This window comes from Rhizobium leguminosarum bv. viciae USDA 2370 (genome assembly GCF_002008365.1).
GTDB classification, from domain to species: Bacteria; Pseudomonadota; Alphaproteobacteria; order Rhizobiales; family Rhizobiaceae; genus Rhizobium; species Rhizobium leguminosarum.
In genome coordinates this window covers 650,832-676,767 of the sequence record NZ_MRDL01000059.1, presented here as the reverse complement: position 1 = coordinate 676,767, position 25,936 = coordinate 650,832, and the positions used below count along the sequence as shown (strand labels likewise).

Genomic DNA, 25,936 nt, shown 5'->3' with positions numbered 1-25,936 from the left:
TCCTCCTCAGACTTTCTGGATTTCCGGCCGGCCAAGCAGGCCATAGGGTCGGAAAAACAGGAGGGTGATGAGCAATGCGAAAGCGAAGACGTCCTTGTAGTCGGTGCTGACATAGCCGGCGAACAGCGCCTCGGTCAGGCCGAGGACGATGCCGCCGAGCACGGCGCCGGGCAGCGAGCCGATCCCGCCGAGCACCGCGGCCGTAAAAGCCTTGATACCCATGACGAAGCCGATGAAGAAGTTGAAAGAGCCGTAGTTGAAGGTGACGAGCGTGCCGCCGACGGCGGCAGTGGCCGCACCCATGACGAAGACCGTCGAAATGATCCGGTCGGTATTGACCCCGAGTATCGCGGAGATCCGGATATTCTGCTGGGTGGCGCGGCATTCGCGGCCGATCCTGGTGTAGTTGATCACATAGGTCAGCACCCCCATGGCGATCAGTGACGCAAACAGGATCACCGTCTGCATGTAGGTGATCTGTGCGAAGTGGGTATCGTTGCCGATGCGAAACGCCCCCTGGATGAGCGTCGGCACGCCCTGGTCGCGTGCGCCCTGGGCGATCTGGACGTAGCTCTGCAGCATCAGCGAGATGCCTATGGCCGATATCAGCGGAGCAAGCTTGGTCGAGCCGCGAAGCGGCCGATAGGCGACGCGCTCGATCACCCAGCCATAGACGGCCGTGATTGCGCAGCTGATCACCAGCACGGATATCAAGGCGAAGGGAACCGACTGAACGCCGAAATAGCCAAGGACGGCAAGCGTGATGGCGGCGATATAGGCCGATACCATATAGACGTCGCCATGAGCAAAGTTGATCATCCGGATGACGCCGTAGACCATGGTGTATCCGACCGCGATCAGGCCGTAGATCGTCCCCAGCGTGATGCCATTGAACAATTGTTGAACCAGGATGTAAAAGTCCATGGTGAACCCCTCTTATGGTTTTCGGGGATGGATAAGCCGGCCGAACCTAAAGCGCGTCGCGATCTTTCAGAGTCTCTGATCGCGCTTTAGGTCTTTATTTTTCCGCATGTCGCTACCGCAAAACCGCTGCACACTTTTGCGCGACAAGCTTTAGGTCCGGCCGGCTCGGGCAAAATGCCTTACTTCACCAAGACAGGGGTTCCCTTGTCGTCGAAGTTGTAGAAAACGAACTTGAAGTCCTTGATGTCGCCCTTGGCGTCCCAAGTGATCTTGCCGATGGCGGAATCGACGGTGTTGCTGCGGAGATAGTCGGCCTGGGCCTTCAGTTCGTCGCCGGCCTTCAGCGCGGCAACGACGGCCTGCGCATTGGCATAGCCATAGAGCACGTAGTTTGCCGGCGTGATGTTGGCTTTCTTCAGCGCGTCCTGGACGCCCTGCGTGGAGGGATCCGCCAGCGGATCCGGTGTTGCCGAATAATAGACGTTCTTGAGGTTCTCAGCGCCGCCGGCTGCCGCGACCAGTTCCGTCTGGGCGAACGCGTCACCGCTGACGATGACCACGTCGACACCCTGCTCCTTGAGCTGGCGGATCAGTGGGCCGCCTTCGGGAATGAGACCGCCGAAGTACACGGCGTTGGCGCCGGAGCTCTTGATCTTGGTGACGAGCGCATTGAAGTCACGTTCGCCACGGGTCAGGCCTTCGTACATCACAGGCTTGATTCCGCGCGCTTCGATCGTCTTCTTGACGGCGTCCACCAGGCCCTGGCCATAGGTGTCCTTGTCATGGATGAGGGCGATCTTGTCCCGCTTCAGCGTATCCAGAATGAAGCTGCCGGCGACGACGGCCTGCTGGTCGTCACGGCCGCAGCCACGAAACAGATTGTCGAAACCGCGATCGGTGACGGTCGGATTGGTGGAGGACGGCGTCATTTCGAGGATGCCGGCATCATTGTAGATTTCGGAAGCGGGAATCGTGTTGGACGAGCAGAAATGCCCGATCACCGCCTGGACCTTGTCCTGGTCGACGAAACGATTGGCGACGGCAACGGCCTGCTTCGGTTCGCAGGCGTCGTCACCCTTCACCAGTTCAATCTTCTTGCCGTTGATGCCGCCCGACGCGTTGACGTCGGTGACGTAGGCGGACACGCCGCTGAACACCTGCTCGCCAAAGGTCGCATTGGCGCCGGTAAAGGGGCCGGCGACGCCGATCTTGATCGTGTCGGCCGCCAAAGCGTTGGAAAACAGCAAGGCGGAGGCGACGGCGGTGGCGCTAAGAAGTGTCGATATGGATTTCATGTGTTTTTCCCTCTGGTTGAAGCTGTTCGATTTTTAGTCGTTCTCGACGCGGTTTAAGTCCGCGTTCATGCTTCGCCTTGAAGGTGAAGCTATTATTTTTGTTAGGTAAATTCTCTTTGTCTCAGCCGCTGCGAAGAGCGATTTTCGAGATTTCCGGTCCTTTTCTTAATTGACACTTATATGATAAGTGACATATACGAAGACCGTCAAGCGGAAATGTTGCGGCATCGCTTGCAACAGTGAAGAATGGCAGGATCGATGATCGCGCAAGCGCGGCCTCGAACGTTAAGAAAGCGGGGAACAAGACGGTGAGCAGCACGCCACGAAACTGCCGGGTGGGCGTCGATATCGGCGGCACCTTTACGGATATCGCTCTCGACCTCGACGGGACGCTTCACTCGACGAAGATCCTGACGGACTATACGGCGCCGGAGAGGGCGATCCTCAAGGGTGTGAAGGCCGTCGCCGACATGGCGGGCGTCGCTCTTTCAGAGATCGGCATCCTCATCCATGGCACGACGCTTGCCACCAACGCGCTGATCGAGCGGCGCGGCGCCAGGACCGCCTTCGTGACGACGGAAGGTTTTCGCGACGTGCTCGAGATGCGCACCGAGAACCGTTTCGAGCAGTATGATCTCAATATTTCCCTGCCGCCGGCTCTCATCGCGCGCGCTGACCGCTTCGTCGTGCGTGAGCGTATCGATGCGGCGGGCAAGGTTCTGCTTGATCTGGACGATGCTTCGGTTGCAGCCGTCGTCGAGAAGGTCGCGGCAGGCGGCTATGAAAGTGTCGCGATCGGCTTCATTCATGCCTATGCCAATGGCGCACACGAGATCGCCGTCCGCGACGCGATCCTGAAGCGCCTTCCTGGCCTCTCCGTTTCGATCTCGTCGGAGGTTTCTCCGCAGATGCGCGAATTCGAGCGCTTCAACACGGTCTGTGCCAATGCCTACGTCAAGCCGGCGATCAAATCCTATCTCGACCGTCTCGTCGTGTCGCTGAAGGATATCGGCGTCCGCTGCCCGGTCTTCATGATCCACTCCGGCGGTGGGATCGTCTCGGTCGAGAGCGCCTCCGAATTTCCGGTGCGCCTCGTCGAATCCGGTCCAGCGGGCGGCGCGATCTTCGCGGCCGACATCGCCCGTCAATACGGTCTCGATACGGTTCTTTCCTTCGACATGGGCGGCACGACTGCCAAGATCTGCCTGATCGAAAACCAGGTACCGAAGACGGCCAAGACTTTCGAGGTCGCGCGCACCTATCGATTCCGCAAGGGATCCGGCATGCCGATTTCCATTCCCGTCGTCGAGATGGTCGAAATCGGCGCAGGCGGTGGTTCGATCGCTTCGGTCGACGCAATGCGCCAGATCCGCGTCGGCCCGCATTCGGCAGCCTCCGAGCCGGGCCCAGCCTGTTACCAGCGCGGCGGCAAGAACCCCACCGTGACCGATGCGGATCTGATCCTCGGCAAGCTCGATCCCGCCAATTTCGCGGGCGGCGCGATCCCGCTTTCCGTCGAGGCGAGCCGCCAGGCGATGAGCGACGATATCGGCGCGGTCATCGGCCTCGACCCGGAGGCTTCCGCTTACGGCACGTGCGAAATGGTCGACGAGAACATGGCCAATGCCGGCCGCGTCCACACCGTCGAGAACGGCAAGAACATTTCCGATTTCACCATGATCACCTTCGGTGGCGCAGGACCGCTGCATGCCGCACGCCTCTGCGAAAAGATGGGGATCTCGACCTTCCTCGTTCCGCCGGGCGCCGGCGTCGGTTCCGCGATCGGCTTCCTCAAGGCGCCGTTCGGCTACGAATCCGTCCGCAGCGCCGTCTTCAGCCTGTCGAATTTCGAATATTTAGAGGCCAACCGCCTGCTGCAAGCCATGAAGGCCGAAGCACTCGGCTTTGTCGAAGGCGGGCTCGACACCGGCTCCCCGGTGATCGAGCGCACGCTGTTCATGCGCTATGCCGGGCAGGGCTGGGATATCCCGGTCCCGCTTGCCGACGACAATTTCGACCCTGCGAGCGCCGAGACGATCGCGGCCTCTTTCGAAAAGGAATATGAGCGCTTCTTCGGCCGCGCCATCGAGGGTCTCGATATCGAGATCGTCAGCTGGTCGGTCAAGGCGAGTTCGCCGCTCCCGCCGGTCGAACGCATTCCCTCCGTCGCCGAAGGCAATATCGTGCAGCCGGGCAAGACCCGACGCCTGTTCGAGGCCTCCCAAGGCGCCTATCTCGAAGCCGGCATTCACGAGCGCACCGGCCTGAAGTCCGGCGACGTGATCAAGGGTCCCGCCGTCATCGTCGAGCGTGAGACCTCAACCGTTCTCACTTCCTCCTTCAACGCCATCGTTCAGCACGACGGCTGCCTTCTCGCAACCCGGATCTGAGGATAGTCACATGAACCAATCCATGATCGATATCCATATGCAGGTCATGTGGAACCGGCTGATCTCTGTCGTTGAAGAGCAGGCGCAGACCCTGATCCGCACGGCCTTCTCCACCTCCGTGCGCGAGGCGGGCGATCTGTCGGCCGGCGTCTTCGACCTGGAAGGCCGTATGCTGGCGCAGGCGGTTACCGGCACGCCCGGCCACGTCAACGCCATGGCGGAATCCGTCGCGCATTTCATTCGCGACATCGGGCCGGACAATGTCTTTGAAGGCGACGTCTACATCACCAATGATCCCTGGAAGGGAACGGGCCACTTGCACGACATCACCGTCGTCACGCCCTCCTTCCATCGCGGCAAGCTGGTCGGTTATTTCGCCTCGACCGCGCATGTCGTCGATGTCGGCGGCCGCGGTTTCGGCCCGGATGCCCGCGAAGTTTATGAAGAGGGCCTCTTCATCCCGATCATGAAATTCTTCGAGCGCGGCGAGCTGAACCGGACGCTGATCCATATCGTCCGAAACAATGTTCGCGAAAACGATAAGGTCGTCGGTGACTTCTATGCGCTCGCCGCCTGCAACGAAACGGGCCAGCGCCGGCTCGTCGACATGCTGACGGAATTCAATCTCCCTGATCTGTCGACGATCGGCGGCTTCATCCTCAAGCACAGCCGCGAGGCAACGCTGGAGCGGCTGAAGAAGCTGCCGCATGGCTCCTGGAACTACAGCCTCGATCTCGACGGCTATGATGAGCCGGTGCATCTCGCCGCCAAGCTGAGCATCGGCCCCGAGGGGATCGTGGTCGATTTCGACGGCACCTCAGGCATGAGCAAGTTCGGCATCAATGTGCCGCTCGTCTATGCCAAGGCCTATGCCTGCTACGGCATCAAATGCGTCGTGGCGCCGGAAATTCCAAATAACGCTGCCTCGCTTGCACCTTTCGAGGTGGTGGCGCCGGAAGGTTGCATCCTCAATGCCAAGCGGCCGGCGCCGGTCGCTGTCCGCCACGTTCTCGGCCATTTTGTCCCGGATCTCGTGCTGGGCGCGCTGCATCAGGCGCTTCCAGGCCAGGTGCCTGCGGAAGGTGCCAGCGCACTCTGGAACCTGCATATGAGCGTGCGCCCCGTCTCCGATCAGATCGGCGGCAGGGGCGCAGAAATCCTGATGTTCAATTCCGGCGGCACCGGCGCACGCGCCGCTCTCGATGGCTTGAACGCCACTGCCTTTCCGAGCGGCGTCCACACGATGCCGATCGAGGCGACGGAGAATGTCGGCCCCGTCATCGTCTGGCGCAAGGAATTGCGCGAGGGGTCAGGGGGTGCCGGCGCGCAACGCGGCGGTCTCGGCCAGATGATCGAGATCGAAGCGGCCGAAGGCTTCAGCTTCCGCTTCTCCGCCATGTTCGACAGGCTTGGCCACCCCGCCCGCGGCCGCGAAGGCGGACTGAGCGGCACGGCCGGCGCAGTCGCGCTCGACGACGGTACGGTTCTCAAGGGCAAGGGGCTGCAATTCGTGCCGGAAGGCAGGCGCCTGGTTCTGTCGCTTCCGGGCGGCGGCGGTTACGGCGATCCGGCACATCGCCCGGCTGAGGCGATCGAGCAGGACCTGAAGCATGGATACATCACCGAAGAACAGGCTGAAGCCTACGGCAGGAGCCGGACTAAGGGAGGCAAGGCATGAACATGATTGCATTCGAAAGCACACGCGTCGCGACGATCAAATCCTCGCCGTCCATGGCGGTGTCGGTCGCCGCCAAGGCGATGCGGGCCAAAGGAGAGCATGTCGTCGACCTGTCGCTCGGCGAGCCAGATTTCGACACTCCTGATCATATCGTTCAGGCGGCGATCGAGGCCATGCGCAAGGGGCTTACCCGCTATACCGCGCCGGACGGCCTGGTGGAGCTGCGCGAGGCGATCGTCGCCAAGTTCAAACGCGAGAACGGCCTCGACTACGCCATGGATGAGATCTCCATCGGCAACGGCGCCAAGCAGATCCTCTTCAATGCATTCCTGGCCACGCTGGAGCCCGGCGACGAGGTGGTCGTGCCGGCGCCTTACTGGGTCTCCTACACCGACATCGTCGTCCTGCACGGCGGCATTCCGAAGATCGTGCCTTGCGGTGTCGAGGATGCCTTCAAGATCACAGCCGAGCGGCTGGAAGCAGCTATCACGCCGAAGACGCGTTGGTTCCTGTTCAATTCTCCGTCCAATCCGACGGGGGCGATCTATACGGCGGACGAACTGAGGGCGCTTGGTGCAGTGCTGGCACGGCATCCCCACGTGGCGATCATGTCGGATGAGATCTACGAACATATCGTCTGCGGCGACGTGCCCTTCACGTCGTTCGTCGTCGCGTGCCCGGAGCTGAAGGACCGCACGCTCATCATCAACGGCGTATCCAAGGCCTATGCCATGACAGGATGGCGCCTCGGCTATGCGGCCGGTCCGCGCGAACTGACCAAGGCGCTGAACAAGCTTCAGTCCCAGAGCACGACTTGCCCGTCCTCGATCACCCAGTTTGCCGCCGCCGCCGCGCTCAACGGTCCCCAGGACTTCGTCACGACGGCGGTTGCCGAATACAAGGCGCGCGGTCAACTGGTCGCAAGGGGCTTCAGCGCGATACCCGGTCTTGATGTGCGGGCTCCGGAAGGAGCCTTTTACCTCTTTCCCAAATGCGCCCACTATATCGGCAAGACGGCGCCAGACGGCGCCAGGATTTCCAACGATACGGAACTGGCCTCCTATCTCCTCAGGGAAGGCAAGGTCGCCACCGTTCCCGGTGCCGCTTTCGGTGTCGAACCCTATATTCGCCTTTCCTTCGCGACATCGCGTGACAATCTTGCCATTGCCATCGAGCGCACCGCCGATGCACTGGCCAAACTTCGCTAAAGGGAAAATTCGATGACCGATTATCAGCGCACGCTTCTGACCGGCGCGGCCGGCGCTCTGGGAACCCAGCTGCGCAAGTCAGGAACAAGGCTTGGCAAGATCCTCAGGCTGTCTGCACGCAAGCCTTGCGAGAACCTCGAGCCGCACGAGGAGGATTTCCCGGCGGACCTTTCCGATTTCGACGCTGTTTCGAAAGCCGTGGAGGGCTGCGACGCCATCATTCATATGGGTGGTCAAGGGCTGGAGGCCCCCTGGAACACCATTCTTAACGCCAACATCGTCGGCAGCTACAACATCTATGAGGCAGCCCGGCAGCATGGCGTCAAGCGCATCGTCTATGCCAGCTCCGTTCACGCCATCGGTTTTTACGAGCGCACCGAGACGATCGACGGCGACGTTCCGACCCGCCCCGACAGTCTCTACGGCGTGTCGAAGACCTTCGTCGAAAACCTCAGCCGTTACTATTTCGACAAGTTCGGGATCGAGACCGTGAGCCTGCGTATCGGCTCGTCTTTCCCCGAGCCGACGGACCGGCGCCATCTCATCACCTGGCTTTCCTATCGCGATTGCCGCCAGCTCGTCGAAAAGAGCCTGTCGGCCGAACGCGTCGGCTTCATGGTCGCCTATGGCATGTCCAACAACAGCCGGGCGTTCTGGGACAACCGCACGGCGGCATCGCTCGGATACAGGCCGGAAGACAGCGCCGACGATTACGCGGACAAGGTTTTCGAGAATACGAAACAGGGCGATCCCAACGATCCGGCGGTGCGCTTCCAGGGCGGCAGCTTTGCCGCCGCCGGCCACTATGAAGACGAGAAGAAGTGAGACGCCCTGATGCAAGCTTCCAAGTCGTCCTATGACGTGGTGATCGTCGGCGGTGCAGTGGTCGGCAGTTCGACGGCATATTTTCTGGCGACCAACCCGGACTTCAACGGATCGGTCCTGGTGATCGAGAAGGACTGGACCTATCAGCGTTCGGCGACGGCGCTATCCTCCAGCTCCATCCGCCACCAGTTTTCGAATGCGATCAATGTCAAAGTCTCGCAGTTCGGGACGGAGTTCATCCGCCACTTCAAGGAAAACGTCATTGTCGACGACGACACGCCCGAGATTGGTTTTCACGAGGCCGGTTATCTGTTCCTCGCCGAGGACGATCGCGGCGATCAGGTTCTCCGGCGCAACCACGAGACCCAGGTCTCGTGCGGCGCGGAGGTGACGCTGCTCGATCCGGATGGTCTCGGCCGCCGGTTTCCCTGGCTGAACCTCGAAGGATTGACGCTCGGCAGCACCGGCGAGCGGGGCGAGGGCTGGTTCGACAGTGTCGGTCTGCTGCAGGGCTTTCGCAAGAAGGCGCGCTCGCTCGGCGTCGAATACATCGAAGACGAAGTCGTCGCCATCAACCGAGAGGGAGACCGCATCGTTTCCGTGTCGACGAAGAGCGGCCAGACGATTGCCTGTGGCACGATGGTCAACACCTCAGGCACCAACGGCAAGAAAGTCGCTGGGATGGCTGGGCTCGACGTCCCCGTGGAGCCACGCCGACGCTCGCTGTTCGTCGTCGATTGCCGAACGCCCCTGGAAGGAAAGGTGGGGCTGACGATCGACCCCACCGGCGTTTTCTTCCGGCCCGAGGGCAAGTTCTATCTGATGGGCACCTATCCCAAACATGACCCTGAGGTAGATCCGAACGATTTCGACGTCATGCATGACGAATTCGACGAGGAAATCTGGCCGATCCTGGCGAACCGGGTGCCGGCCTTTGAGGCGATCAAGGTCGTCAATTCCTGGGCCGGCCACTACGACTATTGCACCCTCGATCACAATGTCGTCCTCGGACCGCATACTGAGGTCAGCAATTTCCTCTTCGCAAACGGCTTCTCGGGGCACGGTCTCCAGCAGTCGCCGGCAATGGGACGGGGTCTCTCGGAACTGATTGCCTATGGCGGCTTCAAGACGCTTGATCTTTCGCCATTCGGCTACGAGCGGGTGGCAGCTGACCGCCCCTTCCTTGAAGACGCCGTCATTTAAAGCATAGGAGAGGGGCTCCCGATGAAAAACGAAACATCCAAGCGCAGCGGCGGCCAGGCGCTCGTCGATGCCTTGCGCATCCATGGTGTCGAGCGCGTGTTCGGCGTGCCGGGCGAAAGCTATCTTGCTGCCCTCGACGCCTTTCACGACGTGGAAGACGCCATCGAATTCATCGTCTGCCGGCAGGAAGGCGGCGCCGCCTACATGGCGGAAGCCTACGGCAAGATGACCGGCAAACCCGGCATCTGCTTCGTCACCCGCGGGCCGGGCGCGACGAACGCGTCCGTGGGCGTGCATACCGCCTTCCAGGATTCGACACCGATGATCCTGTTCATCGGGCAGGTGGCGCGCGATCAGATGGAGCGCGAAGCGTTCCAAGAGATCGATTATCGCCGCATGTTCGGCCAAATGGCAAAGTGGGTAGTCGAAATTGAGGATGCCGCCCGCATCCCTGAGCTCATCAGCCAGGCATTCCACCGAGCTGTCAACGGCAGGCCGGGACCGGTGGTCGTCGCTCTTCCTGAAGACATGCTGACCGATATGGTCGATGTCGCCGACACCCCGCCCTACAAGCGAGTTGAGGGCTTTGCCGGCCCGCCGCAATTCGAGGAATTGCTCGGCCTTCTCTCCGAGGCGAAACGCCCGATGGTTGTCGTTGGCGGCGGCGGCTGGACGCAGCAGGCCGTTGCCGACCTGAAGGCGTTTTCGGAAGCCTTCTGCCTGCCTGTCGCAGCTTCCTTCCGCTGCCAGGATCTGTTCGACAATACGCACGAAAACTATGCCGGCGACCTCGGTCTTGCCGCAGGGCCGAAGCTGATCCGCCATGTGAAGGATTGCGACCTTCTGATCTCCATCGGCGCCCGTCTCGGGGAGATGACCACTGGCGCCTATACGCTGATCGACATTCCGGTCCCGAAGCAGTTGCTCGTTCACATTCATCCGAGCGCGGAGGAGCTGGGGCGCGTTTATCACGCGCGATTGCCGATCAATGCCAGCGTCGCGGGTTTCCTCTCGCAGGCGGCAAAGCTGAAGCCGCGGGCTGCGCCGGTGTGGAAGGACTGGACCAGGACGGCCCATGCCGACTATCTCGAAAATCTCGCGCATCCTGAGGTGCCCGGTCCGGTGCAGATGGGCGATATCATGGAATGGCTGCGCGGCCATCTCAAGCCGGACGCCATTCTGACCACCGGCGCCGGCAATTATTCCGCCTGGGCGCATCGCTTCTATCAGTATCGCACCTTCCGCACCCAGCTCGGACCGACGAATGGTTCCATGGGCTACGGCGTGCCGGCGGCGATCGCCGCCAAGATCACCGATCCCGCGCGCACGGTCGTTGCCTTTGCCGGCGACGGATGTTTCCTGATGAACGGTCAGGAACTCGCAACCGCCATGCAGTATGACGCTCGCGTCATCTTTCTCGTCATCAACAACGGCATGTATGGCACGATCCGCATGCACCAGGAGCGTGAGTATCCCGGCCGCGTCTCCGGCACCCGCCTGACGAACCCGGACTTTGCCTCGCTGGCGCGATCCTATGGCCTCCATGGTGAGACCGTGGAAAGGACCGAGGACTTCGCCGGCGCCTTCCAACGCTGCGAGACTTCCGGCAAGCCGGGTCTCATCGAAATCCGGATCGACCCGGAAGCGCTGACGCCGAAAATGAGCCTGACGCAAATTCGCGACCAGGCGATCGCACAGGGAAAGTGATCGCAGGAAAAGGCGCCGCCTCAAAAAGCCGGGCGGCGCCGCAGCAGACCAGCGGAAAGTGAAGTCGCTTGAGGGGCGCCGACAAGGATCACCCCCAACGGTAAGCCAGCGGCGCTGATCCTTGATCCTTTCGGTCGTGGAAAACGGTAAGATAGGAGCGCAGGAAGCGTAGCAGCAGGCGGATCATCCTTTCCTTCCCCTGACTTAATTCTCCGTTTCGCTGCTCGTCGGCTCATTGAGCATCGTGCGGTAACGATGGAGGCTTTCCTCCAGATGGACGATCAGCGCGGCCTTCGCAGCCTTGGCATCACCCTGGGTGATGGCGGCCAGGATCGCGGCATGTTCCTTGTTGATCTTCTTCAGGTAGGTGCTGTAGCCGCGCGCCGATTGGCGATGCTTGAGTACGAGGTCGAAATTGATGCTCTCTATCACCGCTTCCAGAAAACTCGGGAAGTGGGGATTGCGGGTGGCACGGGCGATCGCAAGGTGAAACTCGAAATCGGCGCGTGCTTCGACCTCGGCATCGTCCGTCACCAGGTTTTCAAGGTTGTCGTAGGCGCGGGCAATTTCAGCCAGCGCCTCCGGCGTGCGCCTCGACGCTGCAAGGGCGACGGATTGTATCTCGACGCCGAGCCGCAATTCCAGGATCTGCATCGCGGAGCGAATGTCCTCGATGCGGCTGATTTCGAAATTGAGGGTCTTTGCGTCCTTGTCGCTCACGTAGACGCCGGCACCCTGTCGCGCGGTCACACGTCCGCCAACCTTGAGAGAGGTGAGCGCCTCGCGAATGACGGTTCGGGACACGCCGAACTCTTCGCACAGCTGGGCACTTGACGGAATTTTCTCGCCGGGAGCATAAAGACCGGAGTCGATCCGTTCCATCAGCTTCGCAACGACGATTTCCGCGAGATTGCCTCGTTGCGTGATGATTGACACTGGTTTGCTCCGATTTTCACGATCAAATTTAGCACATATCACATATCATGCCACGTCTGATTGCGGAATGTCGGCTCTTTCAGACATTATCTTATCGATGACCTGAAAGGGGTGCGGGAGGCGCTTGTTGTCGATTTCCTTCACCTGCGAGCGGCATGAATATCCGGTGGCCATGAGACTGTCGTTGTCGCCGGCGGCATCGACCTCCGGCTTCCAGCTCATCGCATAGAGGCGCTCGGAGATCGGTCGATTGCGGGCCTCGTGGCCAAAGGTACCGGCCATTCCGCAACAACCCGTTTCTGCTGCCTGAAGGTCGATGCCGAGGCTGCCGAACACCTGTTTCCATTGCGCAATGGAGGCGGGCGCATTGGTGCGTTCGGTGCAATGGGCCATCAACCGGAAGCTCCTGCCTTTGGCGGCGGAGGGTGATGCGGCAAGGCGGCCGAGGTTGGCGGCCAGCCATTCCTGCGGAAGGAGGATGCTCGCCTTCAGCACCCCCTTGTATTCGCTGCGGAACGCAAGCGTCATCGACGGATCGAGCCCCACAAGCGCCACGCCCGCGTCATTCAACTGCTGAAGATAGTGCGCGGTCCGCCCGGCCGCAGCCTCGAAACGTCCGAGGTAGCCATGAACGTGCAGGGCTTTGCCATTGACGTGGGACGCGGCGAGGAACGGCGAAAGCCCCATTTTCCGCGCAAGCCCGATCGCGGCGAGAGCGACCTCAGGATCGAAATAGGCGGTAAACGCATCGGCGACGAAGATGACGCTCTGCTCCCTCTCACGCGGCGACAATGCCTCGATCCGCCGAGGGGTCGCAAGCGGCACGCCAAGGCGGGCGGCCTCCTTCGCCAGAGAGAGCCGCGGCAGGTGGGGCAGGGACGTCAGTCCGGCAACGCGCATCATCATCCTGCCGGCTCGCGTGCCGACGACCAGGTTGTAGGCCGGCCGTATCCGATGGACCAGGGGCAGGGTGGTCTCGATGGCTGCTACCAGCGGATCCTTCAGCGGACGGAGGTAGCGCCCGTAGTAAAGTTCCAGGAATTTGGAGCGGAAGGCCGGGACGCTGACTTTTACGGGACATTGTCCCGCGCAGGCTTTGCACGCCAGACAGGTGTCCATCGAAGCGCGGACTTCGTGGGAAAAGTCGTCCCGATTTTGAGGGTTCAGGGAGTTGAAGACACGCCGCGCGAAGCTCGCGAGCGGAACGCTCTGCCGCAGGCGTTTTGCCTCCTGGCGGGGATCGATGCCCTTCTCGGCAAGCTGCCTCAGCCATTCCCGCATCAGAGCGGCGCGGCCCTTGGGCGAAAAACGCCGATCGCGTGTCGCCTTGTAGGAGGGGCACATGGGGCTCGTTTCGTCGAAATCGAAACAGGCGCCGTTGCCGTTGCAATAGGCAGCGTTGTCGAAGGCTGCGCGGATCTCGTTGCCGATGATGCGGTCGACGTCTCCCCGCAGCGGAACCTCGTCGATCTTCAGCAGCTCTTGGCCGCTGGAAGGCGTTGCGATCTTGCCAGGGTTGAGGCGGTTTTCCGGATCGAAAGCCCGTTTGATCTCCTGCAGGCTGGGATAGAGGTCGCCGAAGAATTCAGGCACATATTCGGAACGTACCCCCTTGCCGTGCTCCCCCCAGAGCACGCCGCCATATCTACGCGTCAGCGCCACGACGGCGTCGCTGACCTCCCGGACCAGCCGGACATGGTCATCGCGGGTGAGATCGAGGGCAGGCCGCACGTGCAGGACGCCGGCATCGACATGGCCGAACATGCCGTAGGAAAGGCCCGCGCCATCAAGCAATGCGCGGAATTCGCGGATATAGGCCGCGAGGTTTTCCGGCGGCACGGCGGTGTCCTCGACGAAGGCGACAGGCCTGACCGGTCCGTCCACATTGCCGAGCAGGCCGACCGCCCGTTTGCGCATCGACCAGATCGCCTCGACATCGGCATGATCCCGCGCGATCGTATAACCCAGGTGACGGGCATTCGCGCCCGTGGCAAGCGCGGCGGTCACCTCGGCCAGTTTGCGTTCGAGTTCAGCCTCATCGTCGGCGAGCACTTCGGCGATATTGATGCCGTTCGTGGTTCCGCCTGCATTGTCGGGAAAAAAGCGGGCAATGCCCGTCCAAACGATGTCGCCCCTGGCGAGCCCGAGAACTTTCTCATCGACCGTTTCCACCGAGGCGACCTTGAGTGCCACAAGCGTGCGGGCATCCTCCAATGCGGTGTTGAAGTCCCCGTAGCGAATGTTGATCAATGCCGCATGGGCGGGGATTGGCAGAAGGTTGAGTTCGGCTTCGGCGATCATCGCCAGCGTTCCCTCCGAGCCGCAGAGGATGGCATTGAGGTCGAAGCGTCCGTCGTCCCGCCGGATGTGAGCGAGGTCGTAACCGGTCATATAGCGGTTGAGTTTCGGAAAAATCTCGGCGATCCGGTCGCGTTTTTCGCGCGCGATGCGGTCGACCGTCCTGTGGATTTCGCCGACACGGTCCTGTCGCCCGGCGATCTCCGCGAGTACCTCAGGATCGAGCGGGCGCGACCACCAGTCGGTCCCATTCGCAAGCACGATGCGCAATCCCAGCACATGGTTGCTGGTTTTGCCGTAGAGGCATGAACCCTGGCCGCAGGCATCGGTGGAGACCATGCCGCCGATGGTGGCGCGATTGGAGGTGGAGAGTTCAGGCGCAAAAAACAGGCCGTAGGGTTTCAGCGCCCGGTTCAACTGATCCTTGACCACACCCGCCTGGACCCGCGCAATTCTCCTGATCGGGTCGATCTCGAGAATGGAATTCATATGTCGCGAGCAGTCGACGACGATGCCCGACGTGAGGGATTGACCGTTCGTGCCGGTTCCGCCGCCGCGCGGGGCGACAGTGATCCCGCGAAAGGCCGGTTCCGACAGCACGGCCGCCGTAATCTGCAGGTCTTCGATGCCCTTGGGGAAGAGGATACCGGTCGGCTCGATCTGATAGATGGAATTGTCGGTCGAAAAAACGGTCCGGCTCGCCGCACCGGTTTCGATGTCGCCATCGAACCCTGCCTCGATGAGCCGCTGGAAGAATCCCACAGCGGGAAGGGGGATTGAACCGTTCGGCCGGAGGCGTGGAATCATTTCGAGACCTTCAGAATGCACTTGAGCTTTGTCGAAGTTGGCATATAAGTGATAACATACAATGCTAGTGGCGTAACTGAAAATACTGAGGTGGAACTTTGAAGAACCAGACCGCAATCATCGTCGGCGGCGCTTCCGGGCTCGGATTGACGACGGCCAAGCTGATGATATCGCATGGGGCGACCAGGATTGGGCTCATCGATCGCAACGAGCAGCTGCTCGGCGTCTCGGCCGATGCGCTTCGCGCTCTGGGCGCCGAGGTGGAAACGGCGGTTGCCGACATTTCCCGGGCGGAAACGGCTCATCGCGGGTTCAATGAGATCGCCGGCAAGCTCGGTCGGATTCACGTGCTCGTCAACAGCGCCGCCATCTATCCGAGACGCCCTATCCTCGAGATCACCGACGAGGAATGGGACCTCGAAAATGCGATCAACGTGAAGGGTACCTATCATATGATGGTGGCCGCCGTTCTTCATATGCGCCAGCACGTGAACGCGCCCGAGGTTACCGGGCGGATTGTCAACGTGACCTCGGTCGATGCTTTCAAGGCTCATCCCCAGAATGCGCATTACGCCGCAACCAAGGCGGCTGTCGTCAGTCTGACGAAATCTTTTGCCCAGGAATGCGCCAAGGACCAGATCCTTGTCAATTCCGTCGCTCCTGCCGGTTTTGCGACGGATCGCGCCAGGGAGCTGGGATTTCTTCCGGAACTGGCCAAGGCCAGCGCGCTTGGCCGCGCAGCCGAGCCGGTCGAAATGGCGGAGTGGATTGTCATGATGGCATCGAGCCGCAACACCTATGCCACCGGCGAAAACGTCGTCGTCAGCGGAGGCTACATCTATGTCTGAGCCGCTGCCCTATCAGGTTGCCCTGGTCACCGGTGCGACGAGCGGCATCGGTCGCGCCACCGTCGGCAAACTACGCGAGATGGGGCTGACGGTTTATGCCGTTGGCCGAAACGCCGAGGCGCTCGAGGAATTGGCGCGGGAAAGCGGGGCGAAGCCGGTCCGTGCCGATGTGCGCGATACCGCCGAAATCGTCAAGCAGCTTCACGGAACAGACGTCGACATCCTGGTCAACAATGCCGGCATTCTCTCGACACGGGCGACATTCAGCGAGATCGAACCGTCCGAGATCGATGCCATGATCGACATCAATCTCAAAGCCCCGATGCATCTGACCCGCGCATTCCTGCCTGCTATGGTCGAGCGAAAGCGCGGCCACCTGATCTATATCGGTTCGAGCGGCGGCCAGGCACCCTATCCGAACATGGCGGCCTACGGCCCGTCGAAGGCCGGGCTCAGCCTGTTTTGCGACAATCTGCGCTGCGACCTGCTCGGGACCTCGGTTCGCGTGACCGAGGTGGTGCCGGGTCGAGTCCAGACGGAGCTTTATCGAACCGCAATAGCGGGCAACCAGGCGCGGACCCTGCTTTATGACGGCTACCGTCCGATCCAGCCTTCCCACATCGCCTCGATCATCTCCAACGCCATCGAGCTTCCCGTCTTCGTCGACGTCGCCAGGATAGAGGTCTTCCCGACGGACCAGGCGACCGGCGGCGGCACCATGGTCAAATTCCCGGAGCAGTAGGCGGGCGCTCGCTCGCTTCGAAGAGGCCGCGGGCCGCCTCGACCATCGACTGCAGGTGATCGGGGTCGCGCACGCCCTGTCGGTAGAGCTCGATGACGATGCTCGCCATTCGTTCGGCTTCGTCGCTGTCCCTTGCCACCCCGTAATCGGCGCTGAGCCTGTCGAAGACGCGCTGGCAGGTTTCAAGATCGCGGGAGTCCAGCGGCACCTGCGATCGGTTTTTGATCGTTTGAACCATCTCTATTCCCTCGGATGAGGCCCGCCCGGCGAGGCCGGCGGGCCGGCAAACGCCTTAGAAATCCATGCCGGGGCCGGCGGGCATTGGCGGCGGCGCGTCCTTCTTGGGCTTCTCGGCGATCATGGCTTCCGTCGTGACGAGAAGGCCGGCGATGGAGGCCGCATCCTGCAGCGCGGTGCGAACCACCTTGGCCGGATCGATGACGCCCTGTGCATAAAGGTCGCCATATTCGCCCGTCTGAGCGTTCCAGCCGTAGGAGAACTCGCTCTTCTCGCGCAGCTTGCCGACAATGACCGAGCCTTCCGCGCCGGCGTTTTCTGCGATCTGGCGAGCCGGCGCCTCGACCGCGCGGCGAACGATGTCGACACCGACGCGCTGGTCACCATTGGCGGTCTTGACGGCGTCGAGCGCCTTGACGGCGCGCAGCAGCGCCACACCGCCGCCCGGCAGAATGCCTTCCTCGACCGCCGCGCGGGTTGCGTGAAGCGCGTCGTCGACGCGGTCCTTCTTCTCCTTCACCTCGACCTCCGTCGAGCCGCCGACGCGGATGACGGCAACGCCGCCCGCGAGCTTGGCAAGGCGCTCCTGCAGCTTCTCGCGGTCGTAGTCGGAGGTGGTTTCTTCGATCTGAGCCTTGATCTGGGCCACACGACCTTCGATGTCCGTCTTGGCGCCCGAACCGTCGACGATTGTGGTGTTCTCCTTCTCGATCGACACCTTCTTGGCACGGCCGAGCATGTCGAGCGTGACGGATTCGAGCTTGATGCCGAGATCTTCGGAGATGACGGTGCCGGCGGTCAGGATGGCGATGTCTTCGAGCATGGCCTTGCGGCGGTCGCCGAAGCCGGGCGCCTTGACGGCGGCGATCTTCAGGCCGCCGCGCAGCTTGTTGACGACGAGCGTTGCGAGGGCTTCGCCTTCGACATCTTCAGCGATGATGAGCAGCGGCTTGCTGGACTGGACGACGGCTTCGAGAACCGGCAGCATAGACTGCAGGTTCGAGAGCTTCTTCTCGTGGATGAGGATATAAGGGTCTTCGAACTCCACCCGCATCTTGTCGGCATTAGTCACGAAGTAGGGGCTGAGATAGCCGCGATCGAACTGCATGCCTTCGACAACTTCGAGTTCGGTTTCGGCGGTCTTGGCTTCTTCGACGGTGATGACGCCATCATTGCCGACCTTTTCCATGGCTTCCGCCAAAAAGCGGCCGATTTCGGCATCGCCATTGGCGGAGATCGTGCCGACCTGGGCGATTTCGGAATTGTTTGAGATCTTGCGGGCATTGGCCTTCAGTTCCGCGACGATGGCGGCGACCGCAAGATCGATGCCGCGTTTCAGGTCCATCGGGTTCATCCCTGAGGTAACTGCCTTGGCGCCCTCCTTGACGATCGCCTGGGCCAGCACCGTTGCGGTGGTGGTGCCGTCGCCGGCAATGTCGCTGGTCTTCGAAGCAACTTCGCGGACCATCTGGGCGCCCATATTCTCGAACTTGTCTTCGAGTTCGATTTCCTTGGCGACCGAAACCCCGTCCTTGGTGATGCGCGGGGCGCCGAACGACTTGTCGATCACGACGTTGCGGCCCTTCGGGCCGAGGGTCGCCTTCACGGCGTTGGCCAGGATGTCGACGCCACGCAACATCTTCTCGCGGGCTTCGGTGCTGAATTTGATTTCTTTAGCAGCCATGTCCTCACTCCTTCATAGGCAGCCAGAGCAATTCCAGGAAAAGTGCGTAGCGGTTTTTCCGTTCGGAATTGCGTCAGAAATAAAAGCTTGGAGCGGTTCTGCGTTTCCATGAAAAGCTGATGCGCTCCTGCCCTGCATTGACTGATGTCCGCAGGGATCTCATGCGGCCTGCTTCTTTTCGCCCTGGGCTTCGATGATGCCCATCACGTCGCTTTCCTTCATGATCAGCAGGTCTTCGCCGTTGATCTTGATCTCGGTACCGGACCATTTGCCGAATAGGATGCGATCGCCGGCCTTGACGTCGAGCGCCTGTATCTGGCCGGCGTCGTTGCGTGCGCCGGGGCCGACGGCGATGACCTCGCCTTCCTGCGGTTTCTCCTTGGCGGTATCGGGAATGATGATGCCGCCCTTGGTCTTTTCCTCTGAATCGACCCGGCGGACGAGAATGCGGTCATGAAGCGGTCGGAACGACATGTCTTCCTCCATCGACAAACAATGATGACGTTGTTCCCTAGCCGGACCGGATGACCAATCCGGGCGGGTGCGCAGCGCGCGAGCCGCGAGCCGTGCGAGAATGATTTGGTTCGACGGCTTTGCAATTCAAGAGGGATGAAAGAAAAATTAGCACTCCCTGCCCGTGAGTGCCAACGCCTGGCAGGGAACAGAAAATCGGCTCCCGCGTTCGAATGATGAAGGCGATGGCGCCGTACCGGAGGCGAGTTCGAGCTATACTGAACTTGAATCCGGATTTCGGCGTTCCCAACTCTTTGATGATCGAGGCTTAATGAGCTCGAGCAGCGTCCCACGTCTTTTGGAGTGAGTGACATGGAAGAGAAGACCAATATAATCAAAGACCTCAGTATCGAGGAACGCGAGGAAATCCTCGTCGATATCGCTCGAACGCTGGAGGACACGGCGCGTGAGGCCTATGTCGAAGGCAATACGCATTTCGCCGCACTTTCCAACAACATGGCCGAAGCGATCCGCGTCAATGCCGATGAACTCGCCCGTGACGATCCAGAAAATGCCGAGCTCGTATTTCAGCAGGCGACGGCGATGATCTCGCAATTCGAGGCCGTGCACCCCTATCGAATGGTGAGTATGGCCGTTCATTGATTGCCGCCCGGACGGTGCGGCTCGATCGCCCGCTCAAATCAATCGCAACCCACGCGGAACTCTCACTGCTTGCAAAGGTTATTGGATCACAACATCGAGAGGTGATCCATGATGACTTCCAGATCCAACGTGCCGCCCGAGAGCGGGACAGATGACGCTCGTTCCGCCGATACGGAGCGAGCCGAGACCGATCGCAAGCGAGCATTGGAAAATGCCCGGCGCAACGTGAGTTCGACATCAGATCGCGATAGCGGCACTGAAACCCCAAGCCTGAAGCTTGCGAAAGAATATCTCAGCCTTGGCGGCCACCGTCGGTCCATGATCGACGACAACATCACCGATGTTCGCCAATGGGATGAGGATCCACCCGAGGCCGAGCGGTTCTGGAAGGAACGGGTGGAGACGCTTTCGAAGGGCAAGCGCAAACAGGTGGAGGATTTTCTTCCAACCGTCAACACGCCGTGAAAGCGACTGGGCCCGTTCCTCGGATGGCTCATCAAATGCCCCTGGAGGCGATCATGGCTATAGACAAGCACGAGCAGATCCGTCGCCGTGCCTACGAGATCTGGGAGGCCGAGGGCCGCCCGGATGGCGCCGACGAGCGCCATTGGCTTCAAGCCTGCGACGAACTTGCCGGCGAGGATGAGCATGAGACGCTGCAGAACCTGCTCGATGAAGACGATAGGGATGATGCAGCGCTGCTTCAAGGCGCCGGTGAGAGCGGCGATCTCGATCGGCGGCCGGCGAGGCCTGTCCAGGCCGCCGTGGCTCCCGTCCCTGGCATCGAGATGACGACGGGCGAAAAGCCTTCCCGACGGAAGATCAGGAAGACCGAGGGACCGTGATCGCCATGCAGCATCTCGACCATGCCATCCAGATTGCTCTTACGGCCCATGAAGGTAAGGCGGACAAAACCGGCCGGCCGTTCTTCGAGCACTGCCAGCGGGTAGCCCTTCTGGTTTCCGGTGACGAGACGCGAACGGTCGCCTATCTTCATGACGTCGTCGAGAAGGGAAGCGGCTGGACGCTCGACAGGCTGAGGGAAGAAGGCTTTCCGCCGGCGATCATCTCGGCGGTGAATGCTCTGACAAGGCGGCCGGACGAGCCGGATGACGACTTCGTCAGACGTGCGGCATCAAACCCGCTGGCCTTGCCCGTCAAACGGGCCGATCTCGAAGATAATCTCCGGCAGGCCGAACAAGCTGGCAAGAAAACGGAAAAATACCAGCGCGGCCTGGATCTTCTGCGCGACATCAGGAACGGACAATAGGAGTTCGGACAAATTTGCGCAGTTCGCCTGCAACTGCCACCAAGGTTGGCAATCGGCGCAAGAGCGCACTGCTCGGCTTCCATGTCATGTGCCGAGCGCGACTGCAACCTGGCCTCCGGTTGCAGCGGCGGAGGTCGTTGGCTCTATTTCATGCTTTGTTGGTAAACCACACGGTCGGCGCGCCGAGCACGCCTCCCGTGCGCATCGCCGTCTTCAGCTCGTCCAGCTTGCTGAACGTTTGCGCCGCTTCAAGCGTGGCAAACTCGTGGGTGACGGTAATATCGTTCGGATTGTCGATGGCTCGATAAACGGCTTGCGCCGTCACCCCATTGGCCTTCTGCACCGGCGAAAACGCATCATATATCTTGCGCCAGGCGGCGTAATCGGAGACCTCGTGCCTTACGAATAACGTCGTCATATCATCCTCCCGCGTTGCATTTCCAGGTTTGGTTGAGAGGCGTTTTACGATTGCACGAGGAACACCATGGTCTCGGGCAAGACACCATCATTCGCCATCGCATCGGCCGCTGCCTTGGTCTGCATGAAGGCCATCAACTTTTCCATATCAGCAACGTCCATGACCAAACCAACGCGATTAGACGTTTGAGGGTCTGTAAACGTGCGAATGTTCGTGACGCCAATCGGTTCCAATACCTGCTTGCGGATGGGTGAAGCGAGCCAGTGCTTCGTGTCTTTGACATTGTGATGGACCATTATGGTAGGCATTGCATCCTCCTCTGGCCTTGAAAAATGAAAGGCCAGTACATCACTACGCTTTGCTAAACTTTAGTTCAACAATATTGCGATGAGGGGGTGTTTTGCTATTTCTACCGAAGATATAAATATAATTATTTGGAGTAATCCGAAAATATTACGGTTGGCCACCGGTTTTGGCGCGTGTTATTTTTCCGGCAATGGCTTTCGCAATAGTTCAGGCGTCCGCGACCGCCGCGCGAGAGACGACGGAGGTTCAGGATGAACGAACGCCGACCATTTGATCTCAGGGCCTATGTGCACGACATCGGAACAAGGTCATGCTTTATCTGCGGATTGGTCAGGAATGACCCCGACTTCTTTCATCATCGCGTTTTTGAAGACGACGAGACGATCATCTTCCTGAGCAAGTATCCCACTCTGCCCGGCTATTGCCTTGTCTGTCCGAGGGAGCACCTCGAGGATCTGGCGCGAGACATGTCGACCGATGAATATCTTCGACTACAGGAGAATGTGCATATTTTGTCTCGCGCGCTCAAAAGCGTGTTCGACGCCGAACGAATTTATGTGCTTTCGCTCGGCAGCCAGCAAGCCAATAGCCACCTGCATTTTCATGTCGTTCCCTTAGCCTCTGGTGTGCCTCTTGAAGAGCAGCAATACCACGCGCTGATGGCGGAGTACGGGGTTCTGCAGATACCTGACGATCAAATGGCACAGTTGGCGCAGCGCATTGCCGAAGCATATCGTTCCGAGTTGACCGCCCGATAATCAACCGTCCGGCTCGCGGTTGAAACCCGGAAGCCAGTGCCTCCGAGCTACGTCCCGAGAGCGAATGCCGGCACCCCCGCGCCTTTCTCTCGAAAGAGCCGCTCCACCTCGTCGAGGCGGGGGTTGGCGGGCGGGTTATCGAGCGCATTTGCCCAATTCTCGCGACTGGGCAGGGCCATTGCCGCAGTTGCGAGCACGATGGTTCCGGGGCCGATTTCGCCGCGCAGCTGCGGCAGCAGGGTCTTGGCGTGGATGAGGTTGGTGTTTGGGATCGGGCTCATCGCATGGCCGGCCCTCGGATTGGGCGATAGATCCACGATAGCGCTGACGTCGGTCTGCCCGTACCAGACAGCCCGGCCATCCCTTGCATCGGAGCGGTCGGCATTGAAATCCGCGCGTTCGATCGCAAAGCCGCCTTCGATGGTGCTGAGGGCGCGCGGCGTAGCGATGCGGTGTAGGCGGATGTGCCACGGGTTTTCGGGAAGCAGCCAGGTTTCGATGGTGACGTCGTTCCAGGGGCGCCAGCGCGAATAGAGCAGGTCGCCTGTTATCAACGCCTCTTCGAGGGTTTCCCGCATGCGGAAATGGACGCCGTCGTCTGAGAGACCGATCATGCCGTCGAAGCTTGCGGCGGAGAAATTCCGGTCGTCGGCTTCGATGTTGAAAGCGTAGCGCGTGGAATAGACGAATTTCGAATATTTCTCGTTTGCGCCGAGCATCTTGTCGTGCTGCTGCCCCGAGGAGAGCACAACCACGTTTCCCGGCGTGTGCATGGCGACCATTCCCGCCGGCGTCAAAGCGACCGGCTCCGGAAATTCCGGCTGCGGCGCCTCCTCGGCGGTCCAGAACGGATGATCCCCCGCAAGAGCGAGCGGCAGGAAGAATTTCAGCGCCCAATAGGGTGACCCGGGAGAATTGTAGCTCTCGCTCATGAAGAGGTTCGGGTAGCCGTAGCCGACGGAGAGAACGCCGTCGCGCTCGGCAATCGGCATCGCCGACCACCAGCGGATATGGCGCATGTAATAGCCCTTGATCTCGGCCCAGGGCAGGGCTTCGACGCCGGCAAAGGCAAGCGCGCCCCAAAAGCCGCCCGCCGCGAAGCGGTAGGTCTGGCTGCGGCCGAAGGCAAGTGCCGCGCCATCGGGGCCGAACCAGTGGCGGATATCCCCGGCAAAGGTCTGGGCGCGACGCCGGAAGCGGTCCTTGCGCGCCTCGTCGCCTCGCGCCAGCACCGCATAGATCAGGCCGTAGAAATGCATGGCGAAGGGAATGTAATGATCGACCCGCCGGACCGGTCCGTCGCGATACCAGCCTTCCCCGAGGTCGAAAGCTTCCAGTTCTTCGAGATAGGCGAGGGTTTTCCGGTGATCGAACGCCACGCTTACGCGTTCCAGCCCGAGATCGATGAGCACACGAAAGAATTTCCAGTTGTTGTCGATGAATTCCAGCTCGCGCGCTCTGAGAAGATAGGCAGCGACCGTCTTCTTATCGCTGTCGTCAAGCGGTTCCCAGATATGCTCGGGGACAAGCGCCAGGGCGAAGCCGACGGCGGCGAGCTCGACCAGCCGCTGATTGCGGTCGGTAAGATCGCCCCAATATTCGGGATGAGCAGGATTGGTGCCGTTTGCGAGCCCGCGCCGATAGAGCTCCCAATGCGGGAACGCACCGCCGCCGGCAGCGAGCGGAACAATTCCCCAGAGCGGCCGCGCAAATCCTTCCAGGTCCGCCGCTGCCCGGTCGAAGATCGCGCCGGCTGCACCGAGGCGCACACGAGCGCCGCCTTCGGAAAAATACGGCAGCAGCGGTTCGAACAGATCGATGACGGCCTTGGAGAGGTCGTCGCGTGTCTTCAGGGGATTGCCGAAAAGCGGATTGGCCCGGGCGGGATCATATATCATTGTCAGCTCGAAATTCATGAAAAACCCGATCGGCCGCGGGCGGATGGTAACCCGCGGCCGTCGATATCTCGTGGGCCTACTTGATGGCCTTCACGCCTTCGGTCATTTCCTTCAACCCGTCGTCGACGGTGGTGTTGTCGGTCATGATCGCGTCATGCACACGGTTGAGCACCACCTCGATCTTGGCGGCGTTTGGGTTGACCGCCATCTCAAGGTAGGTTTTCAACGGCTTCAGCGCCTCCTTGCTGGCCGCATCCTCAGGAAAGCCCGGCGTTGCCGCGATCTTGGCGCTGACGTCATCCGTCTTGAGCGCGGGGAAGGTGCCCGTCGACGCGATGACATCAGCGCCCTCAGGACCGGTGACGAACTTGATGAAATCGAGAGCTGCATCCTTGTGGTCGGAATTGGCGTTGACCGCCAGCCCGGAGATCTGCGCGGCCGTTGTCCCGGCCGCGACGCCGTCGGGATGCGGGAACTTGACGATGCCCCAGTTCTTGCTCTTCGATTCACCCGATTTCACCTTGGTGATCTGGGTGCCGACGAACCAGGTTCCCATCGGCAGCATGCCGATCGTGCCGTTGAAGAAGAGCGCCGAATAATGCGTGTTTGACGTCTTCAGGAAGGCGTAGGAGGGAATCGCCCCATCCTTCTGCAGGGTGAGCGCCCTATCGTACCAGGGCTTGAGGAAGTCGTAGTCGCCGTCGACCAGCGTGTGTTTTCCGTCGAGGACGCCGGGCAGCTGAACGGTCGACCGCCAGGTATGCAGGAGCGCGCCGTAGGTCTTGTTGGTGCCCATGCCGCCGGTAAGCTTCTCGGCAGTCGCGTCGAATTGCGCCCAGGTCATGTCATTGGTAGGGTAGGGGACGCCTGCTTTGTCGAATATGTCTTTATTGTAATAGACGATCCAGAAGTCGGAGCGGAACGGCAGCGAATAGACCTTGCCGTCGATGGTCAGTTCCTCGATCAGGCCGCCATAGGGAGCCGGGTCGATCTTCTGATCCTTCACGAAGCTGCTGAGATCGGCGATGTTGCCGGCGCGCACCAGGTTGGTGTAGCCCGGCACATCCTTGATGGTGACGATGTCGATATCCTTGGAGCCGCCGGTCAGCTGCGTCGAGATCATCTGCTGATAGTCCTGCGAGCCGAGGTCCATCGGCTCGAACTTCACGTTGGGGTGTTTGGCCTGATAGGCCTCGATCAACGGCTTGTAATAGGCGGTCTTGTCCCAGTCCCACAAAGCCCATTTGAGCGTCACGGCGTCCTCGGCAAGCGCTGCGCCGGCCGTCGTTGCGGCCAAGGTGAAACCTGCCAAGGCAAGTCTCATCGTCCTCCCGAATTTATCCAAATACATTCCCGTTCTCCTTCCCTGGATCATCTCTGGATCAGTT

Annotated in this window: 24 protein-coding genes; 13 read left to right on the top strand and 11 right to left on the bottom strand. The window is 60.8% G+C overall.

The annotated features are described in order from the left end of the window. Nucleotides 1-6: 6 nt before the first annotated feature. A complete protein-coding gene (locus BS629_RS37195) occupies nucleotides 7-924 on the bottom strand; it encodes an ABC transporter permease subunit (RefSeq protein WP_018517823.1) in 918 nt (305 codons plus the stop codon). Nucleotides 925-1,103: 179 nt separating this feature from the next. Continuing rightward, the gene (locus tag BS629_RS37190) at nucleotides 1,104-2,219 is read right to left on the bottom strand and encodes an ABC transporter substrate-binding protein (protein WP_018245960.1); all 1,116 of its coding nucleotides are present in this window, start codon (nucleotides 2,217-2,219) and stop codon (nucleotides 1,104-1,106) included. Between the two features lie 308 nt (nucleotides 2,220-2,527). Here BS629_RS37190 and BS629_RS37185 point away from each other — a divergent pair, with 308 nt between their 5' ends. Genes BS629_RS37185 through BS629_RS37160 form a run of 6 tightly spaced genes read left to right on the top strand, consistent with a single transcriptional unit; the run spans nucleotide 2,528 to nucleotide 11,230 of the window. Further along, nucleotides 2,528-4,609 (top strand): hydantoinase/oxoprolinase family protein, encoded by a 2,082-nt coding sequence (locus BS629_RS37185; RefSeq protein ID WP_026188724.1) that lies wholly within the window; start codon nucleotides 2,528-2,530, stop codon nucleotides 4,607-4,609. Nucleotides 4,610-4,619: 10 nt separating this feature from the next. Beyond that, entirely contained in the window at nucleotides 4,620-6,287 is a 1,668-nt protein-coding gene (locus BS629_RS37180; RefSeq protein ID WP_018245958.1) for a hydantoinase B/oxoprolinase family protein, read from the top strand. Continuing rightward, entirely contained in the window at nucleotides 6,284-7,495 is a 1,212-nt protein-coding gene (locus BS629_RS37175; RefSeq protein WP_018245957.1) for a pyridoxal phosphate-dependent aminotransferase, read from the top strand. Before BS629_RS37180 ends, BS629_RS37175 begins: the two co-directional genes overlap by 4 nt. Before the next feature lie 12 nt (nucleotides 7,496-7,507). Further along, the gene (locus tag BS629_RS37170; protein ID WP_018245956.1) at nucleotides 7,508-8,320 is read left to right on the top strand and encodes an NAD-dependent epimerase/dehydratase family protein; all 813 of its coding nucleotides are present in this window, start codon (nucleotides 7,508-7,510) and stop codon (nucleotides 8,318-8,320) included. A gap of 9 nt (nucleotides 8,321-8,329) precedes the next feature. After that, nucleotides 8,330-9,523, top strand: a complete 1,194-nt coding sequence (locus tag BS629_RS37165; RefSeq protein WP_018245955.1) for an NAD(P)/FAD-dependent oxidoreductase — start codon at nucleotides 8,330-8,332, stop codon at nucleotides 9,521-9,523. Between the two features lie 21 nt (nucleotides 9,524-9,544). Beyond that, the gene (locus BS629_RS37160) at nucleotides 9,545-11,230 is read left to right on the top strand and encodes a thiamine pyrophosphate-binding protein (RefSeq protein ID WP_018245954.1); all 1,686 of its coding nucleotides are present in this window, start codon (nucleotides 9,545-9,547) and stop codon (nucleotides 11,228-11,230) included. 204 nt (nucleotides 11,231-11,434) lie between these two features. Here the strand turns inward: BS629_RS37160 and BS629_RS37155 are convergent, their stop codons facing one another. Both BS629_RS37155 and ydiJ read right to left on the bottom strand, forming a co-directional pair. After that, complete coding sequence (locus tag BS629_RS37155) at nucleotides 11,435-12,166, bottom strand: FadR/GntR family transcriptional regulator (RefSeq protein ID WP_018245953.1); 732 nt, start codon at nucleotides 12,164-12,166, stop codon at nucleotides 11,435-11,437. Between the two features lie 45 nt (nucleotides 12,167-12,211). Next, nucleotides 12,212-15,271, bottom strand: coding sequence for a D-2-hydroxyglutarate dehydrogenase YdiJ (gene ydiJ / locus BS629_RS37150; protein ID WP_018245952.1), 3,060 nt, complete (start codon nucleotides 15,269-15,271; stop codon nucleotides 12,212-12,214). A 98-nt stretch (nucleotides 15,272-15,369) separates the two neighbouring features. Between ydiJ and BS629_RS37145 the strand changes: the two genes are divergently transcribed. Both BS629_RS37145 and BS629_RS37140 read left to right on the top strand, forming a co-directional pair. Beyond that, nucleotides 15,370-16,119, top strand: coding sequence for an SDR family NAD(P)-dependent oxidoreductase (locus tag BS629_RS37145; RefSeq protein WP_018245951.1), 750 nt, complete (start codon nucleotides 15,370-15,372; stop codon nucleotides 16,117-16,119). Beyond that, complete coding sequence (locus tag BS629_RS37140; RefSeq protein WP_018245950.1) at nucleotides 16,112-16,861, top strand: SDR family oxidoreductase; 750 nt, start codon at nucleotides 16,112-16,114, stop codon at nucleotides 16,859-16,861. The genes BS629_RS37145 and BS629_RS37140 overlap by 8 nt, the downstream gene beginning before the upstream one ends. Here BS629_RS37140 and BS629_RS37135 read toward each other — a convergent pair. The 3 genes from BS629_RS37135 to groES all read right to left on the bottom strand — a co-directional run bounded on the left by BS629_RS37135 (nucleotide 16,842) and on the right by groES (nucleotide 19,256). Continuing rightward, nucleotides 16,842-17,099, bottom strand: coding sequence for a hypothetical protein (locus BS629_RS37135; RefSeq protein WP_018245949.1), 258 nt, complete (start codon nucleotides 17,097-17,099; stop codon nucleotides 16,842-16,844). The two genes, BS629_RS37140 and BS629_RS37135, sit on opposite strands and share 20 nt — an antisense overlap. A 54-nt stretch (nucleotides 17,100-17,153) precedes the next feature. After that, on the bottom strand, nucleotides 17,154-18,782 hold the full coding sequence (gene groL / locus BS629_RS37130) for a chaperonin GroEL (RefSeq protein ID WP_018245948.1): 1,629 nt from the start codon (nucleotides 18,780-18,782) through the stop codon (nucleotides 17,154-17,156). Nucleotides 18,783-18,941: 159 nt separating this feature from the next. Further along, complete coding sequence (gene groES / locus BS629_RS37125; RefSeq protein WP_018245947.1) at nucleotides 18,942-19,256, bottom strand: co-chaperone GroES; 315 nt, start codon at nucleotides 19,254-19,256, stop codon at nucleotides 18,942-18,944. A 351-nt stretch (nucleotides 19,257-19,607) separates the two neighbouring features. Here groES and BS629_RS37120 point away from each other — a divergent pair, with 351 nt between their 5' ends. From BS629_RS37120 to BS629_RS37105, 4 genes are all read left to right on the top strand, one after another. Continuing rightward, nucleotides 19,608-19,898: a hypothetical protein gene (locus BS629_RS37120; RefSeq protein WP_018245946.1), complete on the top strand. Its 291-nt coding sequence runs from the start codon at nucleotides 19,608-19,610 to the stop codon at nucleotides 19,896-19,898. 108 nt (nucleotides 19,899-20,006) lie between these two features. Continuing rightward, nucleotides 20,007-20,363, top strand: coding sequence for a hypothetical protein (locus BS629_RS37115; RefSeq protein ID WP_018245945.1), 357 nt, complete (start codon nucleotides 20,007-20,009; stop codon nucleotides 20,361-20,363). A gap of 53 nt (nucleotides 20,364-20,416) precedes the next feature. Further along, complete coding sequence (locus tag BS629_RS37110; RefSeq protein WP_026188723.1) at nucleotides 20,417-20,743, top strand: DUF2934 domain-containing protein; 327 nt, start codon at nucleotides 20,417-20,419, stop codon at nucleotides 20,741-20,743. A 5-nt stretch (nucleotides 20,744-20,748) separates the two neighbouring features. Next, nucleotides 20,749-21,168 carry an HD domain-containing protein gene (locus tag BS629_RS37105; protein WP_032981504.1) on the top strand — a complete coding sequence of 140 codons (420 nt, stop codon included), beginning with the start codon at nucleotides 20,749-20,751 and terminating at the stop codon, nucleotides 21,166-21,168. A gap of 148 nt (nucleotides 21,169-21,316) precedes the next feature. Here the strand turns inward: BS629_RS37105 and BS629_RS37100 are convergent, their stop codons facing one another. Beyond that, the gene (locus BS629_RS37100) at nucleotides 21,317-21,586 is read right to left on the bottom strand and encodes a hypothetical protein (protein ID WP_018245942.1); all 270 of its coding nucleotides are present in this window, start codon (nucleotides 21,584-21,586) and stop codon (nucleotides 21,317-21,319) included. 44 nt (nucleotides 21,587-21,630) lie between these two features. Continuing rightward, a complete protein-coding gene (locus BS629_RS37095; RefSeq protein WP_018245941.1) occupies nucleotides 21,631-21,894 on the bottom strand; it encodes a hypothetical protein in 264 nt (87 codons plus the stop codon). A gap of 249 nt (nucleotides 21,895-22,143) precedes the next feature. On the opposite strand from BS629_RS37095, the gene BS629_RS37090 reads away from it, so the two are divergent. Next, nucleotides 22,144-22,650, top strand: a complete 507-nt coding sequence (locus BS629_RS37090; protein WP_018245940.1) for an HIT family protein — start codon at nucleotides 22,144-22,146, stop codon at nucleotides 22,648-22,650. A gap of 47 nt (nucleotides 22,651-22,697) precedes the next feature. Here the strand turns inward: BS629_RS37090 and BS629_RS37085 are convergent, their stop codons facing one another. Both BS629_RS37085 and BS629_RS37080 read right to left on the bottom strand, forming a co-directional pair. Next, on the bottom strand, nucleotides 22,698-24,548 hold the full coding sequence (locus BS629_RS37085; protein ID WP_020493440.1) for a DUF2264 domain-containing protein: 1,851 nt from the start codon (nucleotides 24,546-24,548) through the stop codon (nucleotides 22,698-22,700). Between the two features lie 76 nt (nucleotides 24,549-24,624). Further along, entirely contained in the window at nucleotides 24,625-25,899 is a 1,275-nt protein-coding gene (locus BS629_RS37080; protein ID WP_026188722.1) for an ABC transporter substrate-binding protein, read from the bottom strand. Between the last annotated feature and the right edge of the window lie 37 nt (nucleotides 25,900-25,936).